This is a genomic window from Bacillus stercoris, from assembly GCF_029772985.1.
GTDB lineage: Bacteria > Bacillota > Bacilli > Bacillales > Bacillaceae > Bacillus > Bacillus stercoris.
Genome location: NZ_CP121861.1, coordinates 2,968,946 through 2,988,778 on the forward strand (window position 1 = coordinate 2,968,946; position 19,833 = coordinate 2,988,778).

General features: G+C 46.2%; 19 protein-coding genes and 2 pseudogenes. 5 read left to right on the plus strand and 16 right to left on the minus strand.

Annotated features, from left to right (window positions below; translation table 11 throughout):
- Nucleotides 1–7 precede the first annotated feature (7 nt).
- From QA442_RS15435 to QA442_RS15445, 3 genes are all read right to left on the minus strand, one after another.
- A complete protein-coding gene (locus tag QA442_RS15435; protein WP_071580587.1) occupies nucleotides 8–523 on the minus strand; it encodes a GNAT family N-acetyltransferase in 516 nt (171 codons plus the stop codon).
- Nucleotides 513–1,040, minus strand: coding sequence for a DinB family protein (locus QA442_RS15440; RefSeq protein ID WP_095431456.1), 528 nt, complete (start codon nucleotides 1,038–1,040; stop codon nucleotides 513–515). The genes QA442_RS15435 and QA442_RS15440 overlap by 11 nt, the downstream gene beginning before the upstream one ends.
- A 91-nt stretch (nucleotides 1,041–1,131) precedes the next feature.
- Nucleotides 1,132–1,863, minus strand: coding sequence for a DUF421 domain-containing protein (locus QA442_RS15445; RefSeq protein WP_040083340.1), 732 nt, complete (start codon nucleotides 1,861–1,863; stop codon nucleotides 1,132–1,134).
- A 108-nt stretch (nucleotides 1,864–1,971) separates the two neighbouring features.
- On the opposite strand from QA442_RS15445, the pseudogene QA442_RS15450 reads away from it, so the two are divergent.
- A pseudogene (locus tag QA442_RS15450) lies at nucleotides 1,972–2,194 on the plus strand (hypothetical protein).
- Between the two features lie 68 nt (nucleotides 2,195–2,262).
- On the opposite strand, the pseudogene hmpA reads toward QA442_RS15450, so the two are convergent.
- Nucleotides 2,263–3,463, minus strand: a pseudogene (hmpA, locus tag QA442_RS15455) (NO-inducible flavohemoprotein).
- A 238-nt stretch (nucleotides 3,464–3,701) separates the two neighbouring features.
- Entirely contained in the window at nucleotides 3,702–4,220 is a 519-nt protein-coding gene (locus tag QA442_RS15460) for an acyl-CoA thioesterase (protein ID WP_003232595.1), read from the minus strand.
- 159 nt (nucleotides 4,221–4,379) lie between these two features.
- On the opposite strand from QA442_RS15460, the gene QA442_RS15465 reads away from it, so the two are divergent.
- Nucleotides 4,380–5,240 carry a dimethylarginine dimethylaminohydrolase family protein gene (locus QA442_RS15465; protein ID WP_095431458.1) on the plus strand — a complete coding sequence of 287 codons (861 nt, stop codon included), beginning with the start codon at nucleotides 4,380–4,382 and terminating at the stop codon, nucleotides 5,238–5,240.
- Between the two features lie 89 nt (nucleotides 5,241–5,329).
- Nucleotides 5,330–6,379 (plus strand): 6-phosphogluconolactonase, encoded by a 1,050-nt coding sequence (pgl, locus tag QA442_RS15470; RefSeq protein WP_095431459.1) that lies wholly within the window; start codon nucleotides 5,330–5,332, stop codon nucleotides 6,377–6,379.
- A gap of 43 nt (nucleotides 6,380–6,422) precedes the next feature.
- Here the strand turns inward: pgl and QA442_RS15475 are convergent, their stop codons facing one another.
- The 10 genes from QA442_RS15475 to proG all read right to left on the minus strand — a co-directional run bounded on the left by QA442_RS15475 (nucleotide 6,423) and on the right by proG (nucleotide 16,801).
- Complete coding sequence (locus tag QA442_RS15475; protein ID WP_095431460.1) at nucleotides 6,423–7,412, minus strand: ABC transporter ATP-binding protein; 990 nt, start codon at nucleotides 7,410–7,412, stop codon at nucleotides 6,423–6,425.
- Nucleotides 7,413–7,424: 12 nt separating this feature from the next.
- A complete protein-coding gene (gene eepC / locus QA442_RS15480; RefSeq protein WP_095431461.1) occupies nucleotides 7,425–8,315 on the minus strand; it encodes a gamma-D-glutamyl-L-lysine dipeptidyl-peptidase in 891 nt (296 codons plus the stop codon).
- The gene (ykfB, locus tag QA442_RS15485; RefSeq protein WP_095431462.1) at nucleotides 8,312–9,412 is read right to left on the minus strand and encodes an L-Ala-D/L-Glu epimerase; all 1,101 of its coding nucleotides are present in this window, start codon (nucleotides 9,410–9,412) and stop codon (nucleotides 8,312–8,314) included. The genes eepC and ykfB overlap by 4 nt, the downstream gene beginning before the upstream one ends.
- The gene (locus QA442_RS15490) at nucleotides 9,409–10,368 is read right to left on the minus strand and encodes a S66 peptidase family protein (RefSeq protein ID WP_095431463.1); all 960 of its coding nucleotides are present in this window, start codon (nucleotides 10,366–10,368) and stop codon (nucleotides 9,409–9,411) included. Before QA442_RS15490 ends, ykfB begins: the two co-directional genes overlap by 4 nt.
- A gap of 87 nt (nucleotides 10,369–10,455) precedes the next feature.
- Nucleotides 10,456–12,105: a dipeptide ABC transporter substrate-binding protein DppE gene (dppE, locus tag QA442_RS15495; protein WP_014663680.1), complete on the minus strand. Its 1,650-nt coding sequence runs from the start codon at nucleotides 12,103–12,105 to the stop codon at nucleotides 10,456–10,458.
- Between the two features lie 2 nt (nucleotides 12,106–12,107).
- Nucleotides 12,108–13,115, minus strand: a complete 1,008-nt coding sequence (gene dppD, locus QA442_RS15500; RefSeq protein ID WP_014663679.1) for a dipeptide ABC transporter ATP-binding subunit DppD — start codon at nucleotides 13,113–13,115, stop codon at nucleotides 12,108–12,110.
- Nucleotides 13,116–13,119: 4 nt separating this feature from the next.
- Nucleotides 13,120–14,082, minus strand: coding sequence for a dipeptide ABC transporter permease DppC (dppC, locus tag QA442_RS15505; protein WP_014663678.1), 963 nt, complete (start codon nucleotides 14,080–14,082; stop codon nucleotides 13,120–13,122).
- A gap of 5 nt (nucleotides 14,083–14,087) precedes the next feature.
- Nucleotides 14,088–15,014, minus strand: a complete 927-nt coding sequence (gene dppB / locus QA442_RS15510) for a dipeptide ABC transporter permease DppB (RefSeq protein ID WP_014663677.1) — start codon at nucleotides 15,012–15,014, stop codon at nucleotides 14,088–14,090.
- Nucleotides 15,015–15,030: 16 nt separating this feature from the next.
- Nucleotides 15,031–15,855 (minus strand): D-aminopeptidase DppA, encoded by an 825-nt coding sequence (gene dppA / locus QA442_RS15515; RefSeq protein ID WP_014663676.1) that lies wholly within the window; start codon nucleotides 15,853–15,855, stop codon nucleotides 15,031–15,033.
- A gap of 127 nt (nucleotides 15,856–15,982) precedes the next feature.
- Nucleotides 15,983–16,801: a pyrroline-5-carboxylate reductase ProG gene (gene proG, locus QA442_RS15520; RefSeq protein WP_095431464.1), complete on the minus strand. Its 819-nt coding sequence runs from the start codon at nucleotides 16,799–16,801 to the stop codon at nucleotides 15,983–15,985.
- A 169-nt stretch (nucleotides 16,802–16,970) separates the two neighbouring features.
- Between proG and htrA the strand changes: the two genes are divergently transcribed.
- Both htrA and QA442_RS15530 read left to right on the plus strand, forming a co-directional pair.
- Nucleotides 16,971–18,341 (plus strand): serine protease HtrA, encoded by a 1,371-nt coding sequence (gene htrA / locus QA442_RS15525; RefSeq protein ID WP_095431465.1) that lies wholly within the window; start codon nucleotides 16,971–16,973, stop codon nucleotides 18,339–18,341.
- Between the two features lie 159 nt (nucleotides 18,342–18,500).
- On the plus strand, nucleotides 18,501–18,677 hold the full coding sequence (locus QA442_RS15530; protein WP_176465936.1) for a hypothetical protein: 177 nt from the start codon (nucleotides 18,501–18,503) through the stop codon (nucleotides 18,675–18,677).
- A 183-nt stretch (nucleotides 18,678–18,860) separates the two neighbouring features.
- On the opposite strand, the gene QA442_RS15535 is transcribed toward QA442_RS15530, so the two are convergent.
- Entirely contained in the window at nucleotides 18,861–19,832 is a 972-nt protein-coding gene (locus QA442_RS15535) for a glycosyltransferase family 2 protein (protein ID WP_095431466.1), read from the minus strand.
- Nucleotide 19,833 lies beyond the last annotated feature (1 nt).

Genomic DNA, 19,833 nt, shown 5'->3' on the forward strand with positions numbered 1-19,833 from the left:
CTATCTTTCAATTGTAAGATTTTCTTTCATAAACAGCGATCGGTTTATTCCATTTTCTGATCGTTTTGCTGTAATGCATGCCGATTTTCTCCGCTACCCGTATGGACGCTTTGTTACCCGGATCAATCAAAGCTGCCATTTTGCCGAACTGCCGCTCGTTAAAGCCATAGTCCAGACAGGCCCGAGCCGCTTCTTGCGCATAGCCGTTCCCCCAGTGGCGGCGGGCAAACATATAGCCAATTTCCATTACTGTTTGATTTTCGATCTGCTGTGGTACGATGCCGCATTGTCCCAAAAAATCCCCTGTCCGCTTATCTTCGGCGACCCACAGACTGACGCCGTACCCTTTTTCATGTCGTTTGTTCCAATTGATCCACTCGCGGGTTTGCCTCTTATCTTTTAAACCGGAGTAATATTTCATGACGTCAGGATCGTTAAAAAGTTCAAACAAATAGGCTTGATCCCGATCTTCCATACAGCGCAAACGAATTCGATCGGTTACAAGCTTCGTTTTAGCGCTCATATTTCGCCGCATCCTGCTTCCATTCTTTTTTGAGGGCTTCAATATGTGCTTGATGATAGCGGCTATGATCTGCCATATGCCAAATGCCCCACCGTATGGTCGCGGTGTCACCATCGTAAGAAAGAGGCTGATGCAAATCATTTTCAGTTAAGGTGTAACAAACCGATTTCAGCTCGTTTACCACATGCTGATGTCTCTTCAGGAGTTCATCTAATCCGGGTTGATTCTTCGGTTCAGGCAGCTGTCCGTTTTGATCTGTCATCGGGCCGTATGCCTGTTCAATATGATTCGGTATCCGATTTCCCTTGATCCGCCAGACCCATCTGATATCAACATTTGCGATATGGTGCAAAAGCTGAGCCGTGCTGTTTTTTGTTTGGCAGCGCCCCTTATAGTAAAGTTCACTGTGCGTCATGTGGCTTACGATAGAAGCCAGACGGAGACTGTTTTCTTCCACTGCGGAATATAGCAGACTGACCGTTGGTGCCATATCGTTTCTTATGAATAAGTCCTTCATGTTCAGCTCCCCTCCTAACTAGGTACATTTGACACCAAACAAAAATTCCCTTTAAAAAAGAAAAAAGCTCTCATTGCAATAGAGAGCCATCTTAATTGTTATTTCCCGGTTTATATAAATAAGGATCATGCTGGGGTTCATTCGAGGTATTTAAATCAAGGGATATATCGCCGCGCGCATTCATCGTGCCAAGGGTGATTGAAGACAGCAGTTTCGGGCTGTACCCTTTTTCCTCAAGCTTCTCAAACAGCCAGGATCGGTTTTTTTGGAGATATTTCAAATTATGATCAAGGATTTCGCCGTCCAGTATGAGCGGAATCGGGATAAAATTCCGTTCAGCTTTCATATTCAAATCCCGCACCTGCACCGCTCTCGCTTCCTCTTTTGGAATAACGCTTACTTCTCCCGTTTCTTCAATGATGGCAAGATCAATGTCAGCCGGATCGGCATAGCCCTTTTCCCTCAGCTTTCCGAGCAGTTCATTAACAGTCAGCCTTTCTTTACGGAGGCCGCGTTCATCAATATCCCCGTTTCGGATTAAGACAGTTGGGCTCACGACCAGGAGCCATCGCCATTTATTAGATAAAGAGAGCTTGCTCATTATTAGATAAAGCACCAAAAAAGCGCCCGCATAATAAATTGACATCGGCAGCTTGGATGTTAGGATCGGCTCACTGATGATGGTTCCGATTGCGAAGGTCAAAAGCAGATCAAAATTGTTCATTTGTGACACAGCTTTTTTACCGGCAAGCCGAAACAAAATATATGCAATCGAAAATACGATAACTGGCTTCAGTAAAAATACCCATACCATCCATAACACCGGTCTTTACCTCCATCCGCTGGTCATATTGAGCCTATTGTGCCCCGTGGCAGACCCTCTATGCATGCCTTTTGTCCAATAGAAAGTGACACCGATTGGAGGCGCAATATGAAATATCAGAAGACGAATTCCCATTGGCCCTGCGATCTGCCATCGGCTCCCCAGCCCGCGAGCTATCAGCAACAGCAAACACTTGACAGGCTGGTCGGTTTAGAGCTAAGGATGGAGCAGCAGAGCGATTGAGGTAAACAATGAATAGCTGAGAACAATGCTAGAACAGCAAAACCGTGTATGCACAAACGGCGGCGGGTCAGTGATTGTCCGGATGTAAACCGGCGCTTGTCCGCCTTCTTCTCTCTTAATAAAAAACTCTTCTCTGAAAGGAGAAGAGTTTCGTGTTTAAACGGACTGTGCCAAACTTAATTGCGGGCCGAATAGCTCGTAATGGATAGACTCCGGCGCTGATCCAAGCTCTGATACAAGCTTATGCATTCCCGTAATAAACGACGGTGAACCGCAAATATAGTAATCCGCATCTGTGTTGGCAATCAGTTCTTTGAGGAATTGCTGATCAATCTGCCCTTCATGAAATTGAAGATCACCTGCACGGTCTTCCTCTGTCGGCTCGCGATACACAAATGCTGTTTTAACAGCAGAATGTTTTGCGGCTTCTTCTACCTCATGGCGCAATGCGTGATATTCACTGTTTTTCGCCGTATGAATGAACAGAATTTGCCGTTCAGGCTGTTTGGAAACAGATGTTTTCAACATGCTGATCATTGGTGTAATGCCAACTCCGGCACTAATCAAAACGAGATCTTTCTGTGATGCAGGATTTAAAACAAAGTCCCCTCTTAGGTGCGCTGATCTCTATTGAATCTCCTTCCTGAAGCCCATCATGTAGATAGGAAGACACGACACCATCTTTTTTTACTGAAATTCGATAATAGTCTTTTCCCGGCATATCAGACAGGCTGTACTGGCGGATATGCGTATATTCAGAATCAGGAATTCGAACTTTTAGGCTGATGTACTGCCCCGCTTGGAATTCAGGTAACGGCTTGCCGTCTTCTGATTTCAAATAGAAGGATGTAATTTCTTTGCTTTCCCGCTCTTTTTTCGCGATGACGAACGGCTTATACTCCTTCCAGCCGCCGGCTTGCTCTTCCGCCTGTTCATACATTTCTTTTTCAATTCCGATGAACGCGTCAGCAATTACTCCGTACGCTTTCTCCCATGCCTGCATAATGTCAGGGGTTGCAGCATCTCCCAATACATCTTTAATGGCAATCAGCAAATATTTACCGACGATCGGGTAGTGTTCAGGCTTAATTCCAATACTGCGGTGCTTGTGGCCGATTTGTTTGACAACCGGAATAATATTTCCTAACTGATCAATATTTGCCGCAGCTGCAATAACGGCATTTGCCAATGCAGTTCGCTGTGTTTTTTTCTTTTGGTTTGTTTGGTTAAAAATGTTCAAAAGCTCTGGATGGTCTTGAAACATCCGATCGTAAAAACGGCCAGTGATTGTTTCTCCATGCTGTTGCAATACGGGTACAGTGCTTTTAATAATTTCGATTGTTTTGTTATCTAACATTGTATAAACAATCCTTTCGAAAAGATGTATTTAGAATATATCTTTAAAATACATGATCTTACGAATAAAAGATATATCTAAAATGAATCTTTAATAAAGTTGTCACAAAATTATCAATTTAACATGACATTTGTTGCTTTTTTATAGAATCCCCTAGCAAAAACGGACTAACCATTGTAATAATCACCATTGAAAAGTACAAAAAAAACCCAAAACAACTTATGTTTTGGGTTACCGTTCACCAAGGCTTATCAGTTCCGAGCGCATTTGCAAGCGCCTGGCTGTGTTTCTTGCGGTTCTTTCGTTCATTAGCGCGCTGTACAGCTGTATTATGCAGCATGATTTCTTCTTCTGTTTCCGGTACAACTCTCGGTACAGGCACCGGCTTGCCATTTGAATCTAATGCGACAAATGTCAAAAAGGATGTGGCAGCGAGTTCCCGTTCGCCAGTCATCAAATGCTCCTTAATAACTTTCACAAATACTTCCATGGAAGATGTCCCGACCCATGTCACATATGACTCCAGGCAGACAGAATCCTTTTGCCCGATCGGTTTTAAAAAATCTACAGAATCCATTGAAGCTGTTACGGTTTCACGTCTGCAATGGCGCGCCGCAGAAATAGAGGCAATGTCATCGATGTAGCTCATTAATTTCCCGCCAAACAGCGTATTATGGTTGTTCGTATCAAGCGGGAACACCCTGCTGGTTTTTACAACCTTTGACTCTTTACAAAATCTTGTTTCCGGTGTTTCCATACCTTTCTCCCCTTTGATGTCTGATCTTTTAGCTAAATGCACTTATATTCTCCTATTAAACAATATTCTCTTCCATTTGTCTAAAATTTAAAATGGTTTAATGATTTTCATGATGAGGGAATAATAAATGTATTCTTCACACTTTAGGAGGAAAAACAAATGGACGTATCCATCCCGAAATCTCAGCACAAAACGGTATGCCGAACGGAATACGGCACACTTCAGAAAGTGGTTTTATGCAGACCTGAGCACATGACCATAAAAGATGTCATAAACGAAACACAAAAACATTTTGAAGATGACAATATTCATGTGAAAACCGCCAACAATCAGCACAGCCGCTTAGTGGAGGCACTCAGGTCACATAACGTTGAGGTCATCCTTTTGCCCGTTCGCGACGGGCTCCCAGAACAGGTTTTTACTAGGGATATAGGGTTTGTCATCGGAGAAAAAGCCTTTCTGTCGAGCATGACTGAACCGATTCGCCAAGGAGAAGAGGCCGTTATAAAAGATTTTTTTCACAGCCAAGGTATCTCTTACACCCGTATGCTTGATACAAGCATTGAAGGCGGAGATGTCATTATCGATGGGGATACCGTCTACGTCGGAATCAGCCAGCGCACCGACATTTCAGCCATCGGCCAGCTTGAAGAGGCACTTCCTGAGTATACGATCGTTCCAGTGAAGCTGCATGAAAAGTTTTTGCATTTGGACTGTGTTTTTAACATTGTATCTGAAAGCGAAGCGTTAATTTATCCTCAAGCCCTTGAGCCAGAGGCAGCTGATATGCTGGCAAAACGTTATGATCTTATTGAAGTGCCCGAGGACGAACAATTTACGCTCGGCACCAACGTCCTTTCAATCGGGAGAAAAACGATCATCAGCCTCCCTGGCAACCGCCATGTCAATCAAGAGCTATCGAAAAGAGGCTATCACATTATCGAAATTGACCTGTCAGAAATCATCAAATCAGGCGGCTCCTTCAGGTGCTGTACAATGCCGCTGATTCGCGGCGAATGAAGAATCTTCCCCTTTTTCATGTTTTGAACAGCTTATTTTATCAAGATACGTTAATATAGAGGTGACATCATTTTTAAGGGGGAAATCGCATGACAAAATACATAGGATATGTCGGAACATATACAAAAGGCGGAAGCGAAGGAATTTATTCATTTGAGCTTGATACTGAGAAAAAAGCACTCAGCGAGCCAAAGCTTGCCGCTAAGCTGGGCAACCCGACATATGTGACGCCGAATAAAAACAACACCATCCTTTATTCCATCGAAAAAGCAGACGGCCAAGGCGGAGTTGCTGCCTATCAAATCAATAAAAACAGCGGCGAGTTGACATTTCTGAATCATCAGTTAATTGATGGTCCTTCTCCATGCCACGTAAGTGTTGATGATCAAAATCAATTCGTACTGACTGCCAATTATCACAGCGGGAAGGTACACGCGTTTCCGGTTCAGGAAGACGGCAGCTTGCAATCACCTGCTTCTGAAGCCGCTCACACAGGAAAAGGGCCGCACGAAAGACAAGAAAAACCGCATACACACTACGCAGGGTTCACACCTGAACACAATTATGTCGTAGCGGTTGATTTAGGTACAGATAAGCTGTACACCTATAAGCTGAAAGACGGCGTATTGGCTGAATCCGGAAGCCATTCCTTCGCTCCCGGTACAGGGCCTCGCCATATCGCTTTTCATCCGAAAGAAAAATACGCTTATGTCATGACAGAATTAAGCAATGAAGTGATTGCGCTTGAATACAATCCGACAGCCGGTGAATTTAGAGAAATTCAGGTCGTTTCTGCCATCCCTGATGATTTTACGGATAACAGCCAGGGAAGTGCAATTCATGTCACACAGGACGGACGCTTTGTTTACGTCGCAAACCGCGGCCACGACAGTATCGCCGTATTTGAAGTGAATCAATATTCAGGAGAGCTGGCTTTCATAGAAAGAGTTTCGACAGAAGGAAACTGGCCTCGTGACTTTGTATTTGACCCAACGGAAGGGTTCCTCGTTGCCTCAAATGAAGAAACAGGCAGCCTTGTCCTGTTTGAAAGAGACAAAGAAACCGGCAGATTGACACTGCTTCCGTCAACTGTTTCTGTCCCTTACCCGGTTTGTGTAAAGTTTTTACATCAAGTATAAACAAATGGAGTGGCTCTAGTAAAATGGGAGCCACTCTTTTTGTTCATCTCACTTTTTCTTTCGTTTCAGCATTTCGATATAAATGGCAAGCGACAAAGCGGCCGGGTTCAATTTCTTGAAGCTGGGGACGGGATTCCCCGCATTCAGGCATCGCCTCCGGACAACGGGTCCGAAACACACAGCCGCTCGGCGGATTAACCGGGCTCGGCAGCTCCCCTTTCAAGAGAATACGCTCTCGCTTGTCCTCCAATTCGGGATCCGGAATCGGAATCGAGGATAAAAGCGCCTTTGTATAGGGATGAAGCGGTTCACGATACAAAGTGCCGCTCTCTGTAATTTCCATCATGTGCCCTAAGTACATGACACCGATCCTGTCACTGATATGCTTCACCATCGAAAGATCGTGGGCAATAAATAAAAATGTGAGCCCTTTTTCTTTTTGAAGCCGCTTCAGCAGATTGACCACCTGCGCTTGAACCGAGACATCAAGAGCAGAAATCGGTTCGTCCGCCACGATAAATTCAGGATTCAGCGACAGTGCTCTCGCAATCCCTATTCTTTGCCTTTGCCCGCCGCTGAATTCATGCGGATAACGGCTGCCAAAATCGGGGTGAAGCCCAACTGCCTCAAGGAGCTCGTCCACGACGAGAAGCCGCGCTTTATGGGTATTGTAGAGATTGTGAATCTCCATCGGCTCCAAAATAATTTCTCGAACGGTCATGCGCGGGTTCAATGAAGCATAGGGGTCCTGAAAAATCATCTGCAGTTTGCGGTTGAAGGCAAACTGCTCTTTTTCACTTAGTGCATGAAGATTTGTGCCGCGGTATACCACACTTCCTTCTGTTGGCTGATAGAGGCGCATCAGCACTCTCCCCAAGGTTGATTTACCGCACCCTGATTCCCCGACTAGCCCGAACGTTTCTCCTTCACGAATCTGAAAGGTAACCCCGTCGACGGCTTTGACTGTCCGCTTTTTCCCTGCGTCAAAATGCATTTTTAGCTTGCTGACCTCTAACAAGGGCAGTGGCGTCATTTGTCTCCCTCCTTATTCTGAAAAACAGCGGCGCACCGCACAAAGTTCTTTTTCATAGATTGTCTCTTTTAATGTAAGGATTTCGATTGATTTTCCCGTCTTTGGAGAATGAAGCATTTTCCCGCCGCCAACGGAGAGACCGACGTGATGAATCGCTCCTTTTCCTTCCTCATAAGCAAAAAACAGCAGGTCACCAGCCTTCATATCATCAAGCGGTACATCCTCCCCCGCCTTAGCCTGATCTCCCGCATCACGGGGGATGCGGTATCCATTGGCCTTAAATATACTGTACATAAACCCGGAACAATCAAACCCAAACCCGCTGATCCCTCCCCACAGGTAGGGAAGGCCAAGAAAAAACGCCCCCGTTTGAATGATGTCTTCAGCAGTCCCTTTCTGTTCGCTGACAGGCACTGCATCACTTTGCTTCACAAACCTTTCCCCAAAAACGGTCGAAACCTTAAAATATCCGTTTTCTTCTGCAATGAGGGGGAGAACTGTCAAAAAGCTCAATTCGATCTCCTTTTCTCCATTGCTTTTGTACAAAAAGGCAGCAGGTTTGCTGATCATCACATCGTGTTGTGAATGGATGGGCGTAGATTTTTCCAGCTGGTTCTTTTTCATCCAGCCCGGGTATCCGCGCGGATCCTTTCGGGATGGCTGGCTAGGCACGATCACAGAAACCCATTCCCCCTGTTCTGCTGTCACAAGTACCTTTTCGCCAAAGAGAACTTGAGTTTGGATTACATTGTCTGTACATAATCCAAGCCGTTCATCATACGTCATGCGCTCCAGCCAGTCTCTGATCCTTACAGTCGGTTGAAGCATGAATTGATCAGACAGACGCGGTGAATCAGGCGCTGTCCAGATGTTGGCCACTGCTGATATGACGGTGTGCATCATTGCTCTGTTTCCCCTTTCAAAAGCGCAGCCCCGGTGATTCCGAGACCCGGTCTGCCAGGCATCGAAATCGTGCTGCCGCTGTATGTTATACCGCCTTTGATGACATCTGTTTTCAGCATCAGCGGCGCGTCAAAATCAAAGCGTGTGATGTTTCTTTTACTTGCCGCAAAATGCGCCGCGGCCGTAATGCCCAGCTTTGTTTCGATCATGCTGCCGACCATGCACTCCACCCCGCAGGCCTCCGCTATGGCATTGATTTTCTCTGCTCCGCTGATGCCGCCCGCTTTCATCAATTTAATATTGATCAAGTCTGCGCTTCGGGTTTGCAGAACTTCGAATGCCTGCCGCGGTGTAAAAACACTTTCATCAGCCATAATCGGGGTATCTGTCGCATCTGTCACCCTTTTAAGCCCTGTGAGATCATCTTTATGAACAGGCTGCTCGACAAGCTCAATGCCTAGACCCGCATCCTCCATTTTCCGAATCGCAGTTACAGCCTCCTTCGGCGTCCACCCCTGATTAGCGTCTAAACGCAGTTTCACGGCTGATCCGACACGTTTTCTGATTTCCTGGATGCGGGCGATATCTGTTGCGATATCATCTTTTCCAACCTTTATTTTCAGCGTTTGAAAGCCTTGTTTGAGATAATTCTCAGCATCCGCTGCCATCTCTTCAGGTGAGTTGACACTGACGGTATAATCTGTTTCAAGCGCATCCCGGTATCCGCCAAGCATTTGATAAAGCGGCAGCCCGCACATCTGCGCCCAGCCGTCGTATAGCGCCATTTCCACAGCAGCCTTCGCGCTCATATTTCCTGTAAGAAGATGCTGGATGTCGTGCAGAATAGCCTCATAGCCCGACAGACTTTTTCCAAGCAATGCCGGCTTCAACACATGGTGGATGGCACTTTCAATGCTATCCATGCTGTCACCTGTAATCACGACCGTCGGCGGCGCTTCTCCCCATCCGATTGCGCCGCTGTCATAAGTGATCCTGACAATGACTGATTCAGCCGTATACACAGTGCGAAGCGCGGTTTTAAATGGCTTTGTCAGCGGGACGGCGATTCGGCTTGTTTCGATTCGAATGATTTTCATGTCTTCAGCGCCCCTTCTGAAACACCTGCCTCTATGACAACTGTTTTTTCTGCTGTATTCATAGAAGCTTTCGCACCGACCGGAACGGCAATACTTGGGGAGCAGTGGCCAATTTTAAATCCTTTCAGAGCAGGTTTTCCGGCTGTTATAATATAGTCTTCCAGCACTTGCTCAAGAGAGAGAGACTTCTCTCTCTTCACCGGGACACAATTGTGAAAATCACAAACTAAAATCCCCTCCGCTTCCGTCAGCTTCCCCGCCATTTTCAGCTGATTTAGCATCCGGTCGATTTGGTAAGGCTCCTCGTCAATATCTTCAATAAACAGAAGCTTTCCTCTCGTATCAATTTCAAATGGCGTGCCCAGTGTAGACGTCAGCAAAGACAGATTTCCCCCGACAAGCTCACCTTCCGCTTTGCCGGGAACAAGCACGGTCAGCGGAGAAAGCTCTTCAGTATAGGTGAATTCCGTCTCCTGGAAGAGCTGCTTATACGAAGCTTTTGTCAGCGGGTGAACGTCGTCAAGGCCAATATCCGAGCTAAGCATCGGGCCATGGAAGGTGATAAGACCTGTGTTTTGATGAATGGCAGTATGTAAAAACGTAATATCGCTGTATCCCCAAAAGATTTTAGGGTGTTTGCGGATTAAGTTGAAATCAATGCCCGCGGCAATACGTCCTGTCCCAAACCCCCCGCATGCGCACAGCACTGCTTTCACCTCCTCGTCTCTGAACATCTCATGGAGATCCGCCAGCCGCTCATCATCCTGTCCCGCTAAATAACCGTGCTGGTTTTTCAGTGCCTTGCCCAACTTCACCTGAAGACCGAGCTCTTCTAAAAATAAAAGCGCGGTGTCAAGCTTTTTTGGATCCGGCGGGCTTGCGGGCGCGATCACTCCGACTGTATCACCCTTTTTCAGCGCTTTCGGCTTGTGATTCAACGGAAACACTCCTTTCATTTGCTCTGCACCCTACGTATACGTGCAAGAAAGAGAAAAAATACCGCTCCTTCGCATAAAGAAGCAGTATTTCCTCAATCACCGCCATCAGTTTTTATCTGCCCATTTTAAATCGATATAGCCGACAGGGTGACGGACAATTCCCTTTACTTGTTCATTTTGCAGGTGAACCTGATTATAAAAATAAATTGGAATGATCGGCGCTTCATTGATGAGCAGCTTTTCAGCTTGATGCATAAGAGAGAAACGTGTTTTTTCATCGGCTTCATTTTTCGCCTTTTGGATCAGCTGATCGTATTCTTTATTGGCCCATCCTGTGCGGTTCATCGAATTTCCCGCTTGGAAGGCTTCCAGAAAACTGATAGGGTCCGCATAATCTGGTAAAAATGAGCTTTGAGAGAATTGGAATTTCAATGCTTTTTGATCCTCTAAAAATACGTTCCATTCCATATTGGCCAGCTTTACATCGACTCCAAGGGTATTTTTTAATTTTTGCTGGACAGCCTCGGCAATCTTTTTATGCTCCGGCTTTGTGCTGTAAGTAAGCGTGATCGCAGGAAGCTTATTATAGTTTTCTTCCTTCATGCCCTTTTCGAGCAGCTGCTTCGCTTTGCTTTCGTTAGGCGTGATCAGGTCTCCGCCCGCTTCACGGAAATCTTTGCCGTCGGGCTGCGTAAATCCAGGCGATACAAAGGCGCGCGCCGGTTTTTCATTATTTTTCGTGACGTACTTTACAATCTCGTCTTGATCCACAGCCATCGCAAAGGCTTTTCTGATGTTTTCATTTTGGAATGGCTCCATGTTCACATTAAACCGATAGAAATAGAGACCCGCCTGGTCAACAATATTGACGTTATCCTGATCCATCAGCTGGTCGCTTAACTCTGCAGGGACATAAGCAGTATCAAGTTCGCCTGATTGAAACATCTGATAATCTGTATTTCTGTCACTGACCATTGCCCATTTCACCTTATCAAGCTTTACGGTATCCTTATCCCAATACGTGTCGCTTTTCTCCATAGTGATGCTGTCATCATGCTTCCATTCCGTCAGCTTAAACGGACCGTTCCCAACAAAAGTATCCGCCTCAGCGAACCACTTTGGATTGTCTTTATCGACCTTTTCGTTTACTGGAAAATACGCTGGATTGGAGACGACGCTGAGAAAATATTTTTGCGGTGCTTCCAGCGTAACTTCAAGGGTTCGATCATCCTTTGCCGTCACCTTCACATCGTCTTTTTTCCCTTTCCCGCTGTTATACGCTTCGCCGCCTTCAATAAGATAGCCTAGGAATGCCGATGAAGCGCCTTTTTTCGGATCAAGCATCCGCTTCCACGCGTATTCGAAGTCTCCGGCTGTTACCGGATCTCCGTTTGTCCATTTCGCATTTTCTCGAATCGTAAACGTGTAGGTTTTTTTATCCTTTGATACAGACCACTTCTCCGCCATTGCCGGCTCGGGCTCATTCTCTTTGCCAAGACGCGTCAGCCCCTCCATGATGTTATTTAACGGCTGCCATGACACATTATTGAAACCGATCGGCGGATCAAATGAAGTCGGTTCATTTTCGTTATTTAAATAAAGCACCTTTTCTCCGCTGGTTTTTGCCTTATCATGACTGCCTTCTTTTCCGGCCTGTTCATTTGCTGTGCATCCCATCAGCGCAAACGAAAGTCCTAATGCAAGGCCCATCCCCCATAGCTTTTTCACTCGTTTCATCCTCTTCCCCCTTTTCATGTTCAACCCTTTGCATCTCCTGACAGCACCGCATGCTCTGCTCGTTGATCCTGCAGCCAGCAGTTGACGGTATGCGAGTCAGATCTGATCGTCTGGGCCGGGTATACCCTATCACACACAACCATCCTGTTCGGACAGCGGGCGGCAAACGGGCAGCCCGGCGGAGGCGAAAATAAATCCGGCGGCGTTCCGTCAATCGGGATCAGCTCAGCGCCTTCTAAATCCAGCCTTGGGACAGAGCCCAGCAGGCCTTTTGTATATGGGTGCTGCGGCTGATAAAAAACATCTTTTCTTGTGCCGATTTCCGCTATTTTCCCGGCATACATGACTGCGACTCTGTCAGCTACCTGGGCAACAACCCCTAAATCGTGCGTAATCAGAATGACAGACACATTCGTTTTTCTCTGAATCTCTTTAAACAGCTCTAAAATCTGGGCCTGAATGGTTACATCCAGGGCGGTGGTCGGTTCATCCGCAATTAAGATGTCAGGCTCGCAAATCAGCGCCATCGCAATGACAATCCGCTGTCTCATGCCGCCGCTGAATTGATGGGGATATTGCTTTAGACGCTCTTCGGGATCTGGAATACCGACCAATGACAGCATGGAAAGCACCTCTTTCCGCGCCGCTTTTTTGCCCATTTTTTTGTGGCGCAATAGCGCTTCCCCCAGCTGGTCGCCGACAGTCAGCGTCGGGTTTAACGCCGTCATCGGGTCTTGAAAAATCATAGAAATGTCGGCTCCCCTTATGCTTCTCATTTCTTTGTCAGAGAGACGGCAAAGGTCTTTGTTTTTAAATAGAATGCTGCCGTCTGTCACCTTCGCCGAATAAGGCGGAAGCAGGCCCATAATGCTTTGGGAGGTCACGCTTTTGCCGCAGCCGGATTCGCCGACGATCGCAAAGGTTTCTCCTTTATACAAATCAAAGCTCACCCCTCTGACCGCCTGAACCGTCCCGCCGTAAGTCGTAAAAGACACGTGCAGATTTTTGACTGACAGAACTTTTTCCATACTGCTACCTCCTCAGCTTAGGGTCGAGCGCATCCTGCAATCCGTCCCCCAGCACATTAAACGCATACATCGTCAAGGATATGAAGAAGGCCGGAAAAAACAGGCGCCACCAATGCCCAGATAAAATCGTAGGCAGGCCGTCATTTGCCATCACACCCCAGCTTGCAAACGGGGCCTGTATGCCGAGGCCGAGAAAGCTTAAAAATGATTCTGCGAATATAGCGGCAGGTACGGTTAATGTCATTTGTACGATGATCGCTCCCATTGTATTCGGCAGCAAATTCTTCCGTATGATGCGAAACGTTTTCGCGCCAAAGGTTTTCGAGGCGAGCACATATTCATAATTTTTAATCTGAAGCACCTGGCCTCTTACAATTCTCGCCATGCCGACCCATCCGGTCACAGTCAGCGCCACAATAATCGTGCCCAGTCCCGGCCCCATGAGCACCATCAGCAAAATGACAACAAGCAGGTACGGCAGCCCGTACAGCACTTCGATAATCCGCATCATAATGCTGTCAATCCTGCCGCCTTTATAGCCGGCAACGCCTCCGTAAATGACACCGATCACAAAGTCAATCAGCGCTGCCATCACGCCGACAAATAACGAAATTCTCGCGCCATACCATGTTCGGGTAAACACATCCCGGCCGAGTTCATCGGTGCCGAACCAATGATCGGCTGAGGGCGGAAGATTTTGTTCGGTCAGCGATTGGCGTACGACACTATGAGGCGATATAAAGGGCCCGATAACTGCCATGACAAAAAGAAATAATAGAATAAAGAGTCCGGCCATCGCTAATTTATTTTTCTTCAGCCTCCTCCAGGCATCCTGCGTGTATGACAAACTCGGCCGCTTGACCGAATCGGCTTCCCGATTTTTTTCCTGATTTGAGACAAACCACTCATCCGGCACCTGAATGTGCTGTTCTGGCTGGCGTTCATCCGTTTGTACAGGGAGATTCACACGCTTCACCCTTTCTTATGCAGTTTAATGCGCGGGTCTAAGAGACCGTAGGCCAAATCGACCAAAAACAGCATGATGATCAGAATGACGCTGTAAAAAACGGTCGTTCCCATAATCACGGGATAGTCCCGCTGATTAATGCTTTCCACAAAATATTTTCCCATTCCCGGAATGGCAAAGATTTTTTCAATGACAAAGCTTCCTGTTAAGATGCTGGCGACGAGTGTGCCCAGGACGGTAATGACGGGCATGAGTGCATTTCTGAGTGCGTGTTTCACAATAATTTTGAACGGGGAAAGCCCTTTTGCTTTTGCTGTGCGGATATAATCCTGAGTCAGAACTTCGACCATGCTTGACCGTGTCAGCCTGGCAATGATCGCCATTGGCCCTACAGCAAGCGCTGCGGTCGGAAGCACCATATGAATCGGGCTCGTCCATGTGGCAGCAGGAAACAGTTTGAGATTGACTGCAAATTGCTGGATGAGCAATGTTGCGAGAATAAAATTCGGGATGGAGATGCCAAGTACCGCAAGACTCATTGCAGCGTAGTCCAAAAAGCCATTACGGCGGAGCGCAGCGATTACGCCCAGTACCAGCCCAGAAATCACAGCAATGACAATCGCCGTCATTCCAAGCTCAAAGGAAACTGGAAATCCGCGTTCCAGCATGTCATTTACGCTGTCGGATGGTTTTTTTATTGAAGGTCCAAAATCGAATGTAATGATGGATTTTAGGTAGATGATGTATTGGAAAATGAGAGGATCGTCTAAGTGATAGTAGGCTTCGAGATTTTTTTGAACGGCTTCATTTGTGCCTCTCTCCTCGTTAAAAGGAGATCCGGGAATGACCTTCATGAGAACAAAAGTCAGGGTGGTAATCACCAAAATCGTAGCTGCCATTGCCCAAAAACGCTTTATCATGTATCGTGCCAAAGCCTAAAACACCCCTTTAGCAGAATGATGTCCGCATCGCAAGCTCAGTCATGACAAGCATCGCCTGATAGGCTTCGAGCATGTCCTTCGCCTGAAATTGAACGGTTGTGGTTCCCGTTTTGATTTCCGTTCCCGGCATCAGATTCGCCCATTCTGCCTGGCCGTAATTGGCGAATTCAATGCTCAGAACCGGCCTGTCAGGCGGTGTAAGCGGTTTGACCTTGTCCTTGTTTTGCAGGGCAAATGCGGTTTTTTCTGTCAACAGCCGTCCGGCTTTCGCAGGCGACAAGCACTTCACTGCAGATCTTGAAATCGTTTGTTTGACTGCGGCTGTCGTCACGTTCGGAATAAGCTCTTCCGCTTCCTTCGCCGCCCGGTCATCCCCGGCTACCATTAATACAGGGACATCATAATAACCGGCAACGTATGCATTTAGCCCGAGCTCACCGACAGGCTGATCGTTTATGTAAAAATGACGGACACCGAAAATCATGCTGTGTGACATGACACCGGGAGTCGAGGCTCTCGCATGATAACCGAGGAACAAAGCGCCTGTAAACGTATCATCCAGTCCCTCAACCATAGAAAATGGTTTGACGTCACCGGAAATCAAATCTGCTTCAGGGTGAAGCTTTTCAACCATCAGATTATTCATCTTCGAATGACTGTCATTGACCAGCACCTCGGTACACCCGCTGTTAAATGCTTCGGCAATACAGTAGTTTGCTTCTTCAGTCATAATGAGCCGCCCGCGTTCATAATTACGCTTGCCGGAATCCACAAAGGTATCGTCCGGAAGACCCGAAATACCTTCCATATCTACTGACAGGTACAATTTCATAACGCTCCTCCTTTTTTACTAAATTATGAATATTCTAACAAATTATATTAAAAAAAGAGGAAAAATGCAATATAACTGGGGAAAATCTCGACCATTCAGTGATAAAAAAGAATCCTCTTGCAAGGATTCATGTCTGTTTTTCTGTCTGTTCTGTAAGCAGTTCATATTTTTTCAGCGTTCTTTCAAACACTTGATCAAAAACGTCCGGCACAGAGGCGCGTATCACCTCAGCTCCCTCTCCCGTTATTCCGCCTTTCGTTGCAACACGTTCCAGCGTTTCCTCGAAAGACATATTTTTTTCGGTCAGCAGCTTGCCAGTTCCGTATAGTGAATGAATCAGAAAATCAAAGGCTTCTTCTTTGGACAGGCTGCTGTTTCTGACGGCAGACAGTGCCAATTCTTCAAAGATTGCAGCTATGAATCCTGGTGCCGAGCTCGTTAAATTGCTGGCCGCATCAACATTCGATTCTTTGATTTCTCGTACACGGCTGAAAACCGATAACAATTCATTCAGATGCTCTTTCTTCTCCGCAGCCAGTGCTTCACTGTGAACGACAAGTGAGATGCCGGCTTCTGCTTCGGACGTTATGGGAGGAATAACGCGTGAGATACCCGCTTCTGTTTCTGCCTCCAAAAGACGCAGCGGCACACCGGCAGCTATGGATACGATGTGAGTATTTCTGTTCACATACGGGTGCAGACGGCGCATTGTTTCGATGACATGGAGCGGCGGGACGCATATCAAAATCAATTGGCATGTATTTGCCCAATTCTCCAGCGAATCAGCCGATACGTTTGGATAATCTGACATGAGTGCCTGCAGCCTCTCCCCCTTCGTTCTCGTTTCAATAAATAGCTCATTCTCTTTTATTTGTCCGTGCTTCAACAGCTGTCTGGCGATCATATCCGCCATGCTGCCATATCCAATCAATCCAATTTGTTCCATTGACTCAGTCCTTTCATATACAATATGAAGTGTACCGTTTTCCGCACTTTTTCACAATTTCCCATAATCTTTTCATTTTTATCCCACAGTTTTTGTTTATGATAAACTCAAGTCATAAACCTATCATAAATAAAGAGAAATGTGAAAATAGAGAAACGGAGTGAACATAATGAATAACTATCGTGATGAAAATAGAACGGAAGGTAATGAGAATGAGGTCTTTTTAACAAAAGAGAACGATCAGAGCACCTCCTACTCAGCCCGCAATGTCATTCATGATCAGGAGAAGAAAAAACGAGGGTTCGGATGGTTCAGGCCGTTGCTTGGCGGAGTGATCGGCGGCAGTCTCGCCCTTGGCATTTACACGTTTACACCGCTTGGCGACCATGATTCTCAGGACACTGCAAAACAATCATCCAGCCAGCAGCAAACGCAATCTGTTACTGCTAAAAGCACGTCCTCTGAATCTAAAAAAAGCTCATCAAGCTCAAGCAGCTCATCTGCATTCAAGAGCGAGGACTCTTCTAAAATCTCAGATATGGTAGAAGACCTTTCACCAGCAATAGTCGGCATTACAAATCTTCAGGCACAATCAAACAGCTCTTTTTTCGGCTCTGGCTCATCCAGTTCCAGCTCTGATTCCAGCGAAGATACAGAAAGCGGTTCAGGGTCTGGTGTCATTTTCAAAAAAGAGAATGGCAAGGCTTATATCATTACAAATAACCACGTCGTAGAAGGAGCATCTTCACTGAAGGTATCTTTATATGACGGCACTGAAGTGACAGCAAAGCTGGTAGGCAGTGACTCGTTAACTGATTTAGCTGTCCTCCAAATCAGTGATGATCATGTCACAAAAGTGGCAAACTTCGGAAATTCATCTGATCTCAGAACAGGCGAGACCGTTATTGCGATTGGGGATCCGCTTGGAAAAGACCTGTCCCGCACGGTAACACAAGGAATTGTAAGCGGCGTGGACAGGACGGTTTCAATGTCTACTTCAGCCGGCGAAACGAGCATTAACGTCATTCAGACAGACGCAGCAATTAACCCAGGTAACAGCGGCGGTCCTTTGTTAAATACAGACGGCAAAATTGTCGGCATTAACAGTATGAAAATCAGTGAGGATGATGTTGAGGGTATCGGATTTGCCATTCCAAGCAATGACGTAAAACCGATTGCTGAAGAATTGCTGTCGAAAGGGCAAATTGAACGTCCATATATCGGTGTCAGCATGCTTGATCTAGAACAAGTGCCGCAAAACTACCAAGAAGGCACACTCGGCCTGTTCGGCAGCCAGCTGAATAAAGGTGTTTACATCCGTGAGGTCGCTTCAGGCTCTCCTGCTGAAAAGGCTGGATTAAAAGCGGAGGATATTATCATCGGCCTAAAAGGTAAAGAAACGGATACAGGCAGTGAATTGCGCAATATCTTATATAAAGACGCAAAAATCGGTGATACCGTTGAAGTGAAAATTCTCAGAAACGGCAAAGAAATGACGAAAAAAATTAAACTCGATCAAAAAGAAGAGAAAACTTCGTAAGAGATAAAGCCTCGGGCCGCAAAATTCGGCCTGAGGCTTTTTTAATAGACAAAGACCTAACTGCTCTATGAAACTTTCTGGCGAGATATCCGTATATCATACAGACTGACATCGTTCGCACCAAGATGCTAGAAACATCGTTTGCTAGGAGGTATAAACATGAAAACCGCGGGATTGAGTATGATCTGCGCAGGATTAGCTTTTCTTTTGCTGAGCTTTCTTCTCTCTGAAGCGACGTTGGCATGGGGAGTTGTACTGGGTGCCAGTATTCTATTAAACGTCACTGGTACAGCAGTGATCATGCGTTTCTTAAAAGCCCCCCAATATAATAGTTGACATGCGGCAAAGCCTAAGACGTAAACGATTAGGCTTTGCCGTTTTTCTTTCAGCGTGAGTGAACCGAAGTGCAAGCCCGAAATCTCTTCTGCCTTCTCTTATTCCATATATCCATTCGCATTTTTCACTTTGATCGGCAGAACATAAAAAAACCCCTGTCCGTTAAGAACAGAGGTTTTAAGGTTATGACATGTGCTGGTCTCTATAGAGTCTTTTATTTTCAATCCCGTACGATTTCTGTACGATGTAAAGCGGCCGGTCTTTGGCTTCATCATAGATTCTGCCGATGTATTCGCCGATCATGCCGAGAATCAGAAGGACAATGCCGCTGAACAGGAGCTGGATCACAATAAGTGATGACCAGCCGGTAATCGTGCTGTCGGTGAACAGCTTCAGATACAGCACGATAAACATATACAGAAATCCTGCTCCTGACATTAAGACCCCGACATAGCTTGCCAGCTTCAGCGGTTTATGTGAAAATGTCGTAATGCCGTCCATTGAAAGCTTCAGCATTTTCTTAAGCGGGTATTTCGTTTCTCCGGCAAGCCTTTCATCACGTACATACTCAACTGCCGTTTGTTTGAAGCCTACCCAGCTGACGAGTCCTCGGACAAAAGGGTTTTTTTCCTTTAATTTTTTCATTTCATCACAGACTTTTCTGTCCATGAGGCGGAAATCCCCGGTATCAATCGGGATATCAATATCTGTCATGCTGCTGAGAAGCCGGTAAAACATAGCTGCAGTCTGTTTTTTGAAAAAGGTTTCCCCTTTTCGTTTTGTACGTACGGCGTATACGACCTCATAGCCTTCCTTCCACTTTTCAATCATGTCTAAAATTAACTCAGGAGGGTCCTGCAAATCGGCGTCAATAACGGCGATGGCATTCCCCTGTGCATAATCCATACCCGCTGTAATGGCGATCTGGTGCCCAAAATTCCTTGAAAAGTCTATAATCTTTACTCTCGGATCGATCAGGCTGTACTCTCTTAAAATCTCAACACTGCGATCTTTGCTGCCATCATTGACGAAAAGCAGCTCGTAGTTTTCCTTCGTTTGATCCATGACCTCTTTTAAGCGCTGATAGGTTTCATGAATGACAAGCTCTTCGTTATACACAGGTACAACAATTGAATATTGAATATGTCTGCTCATG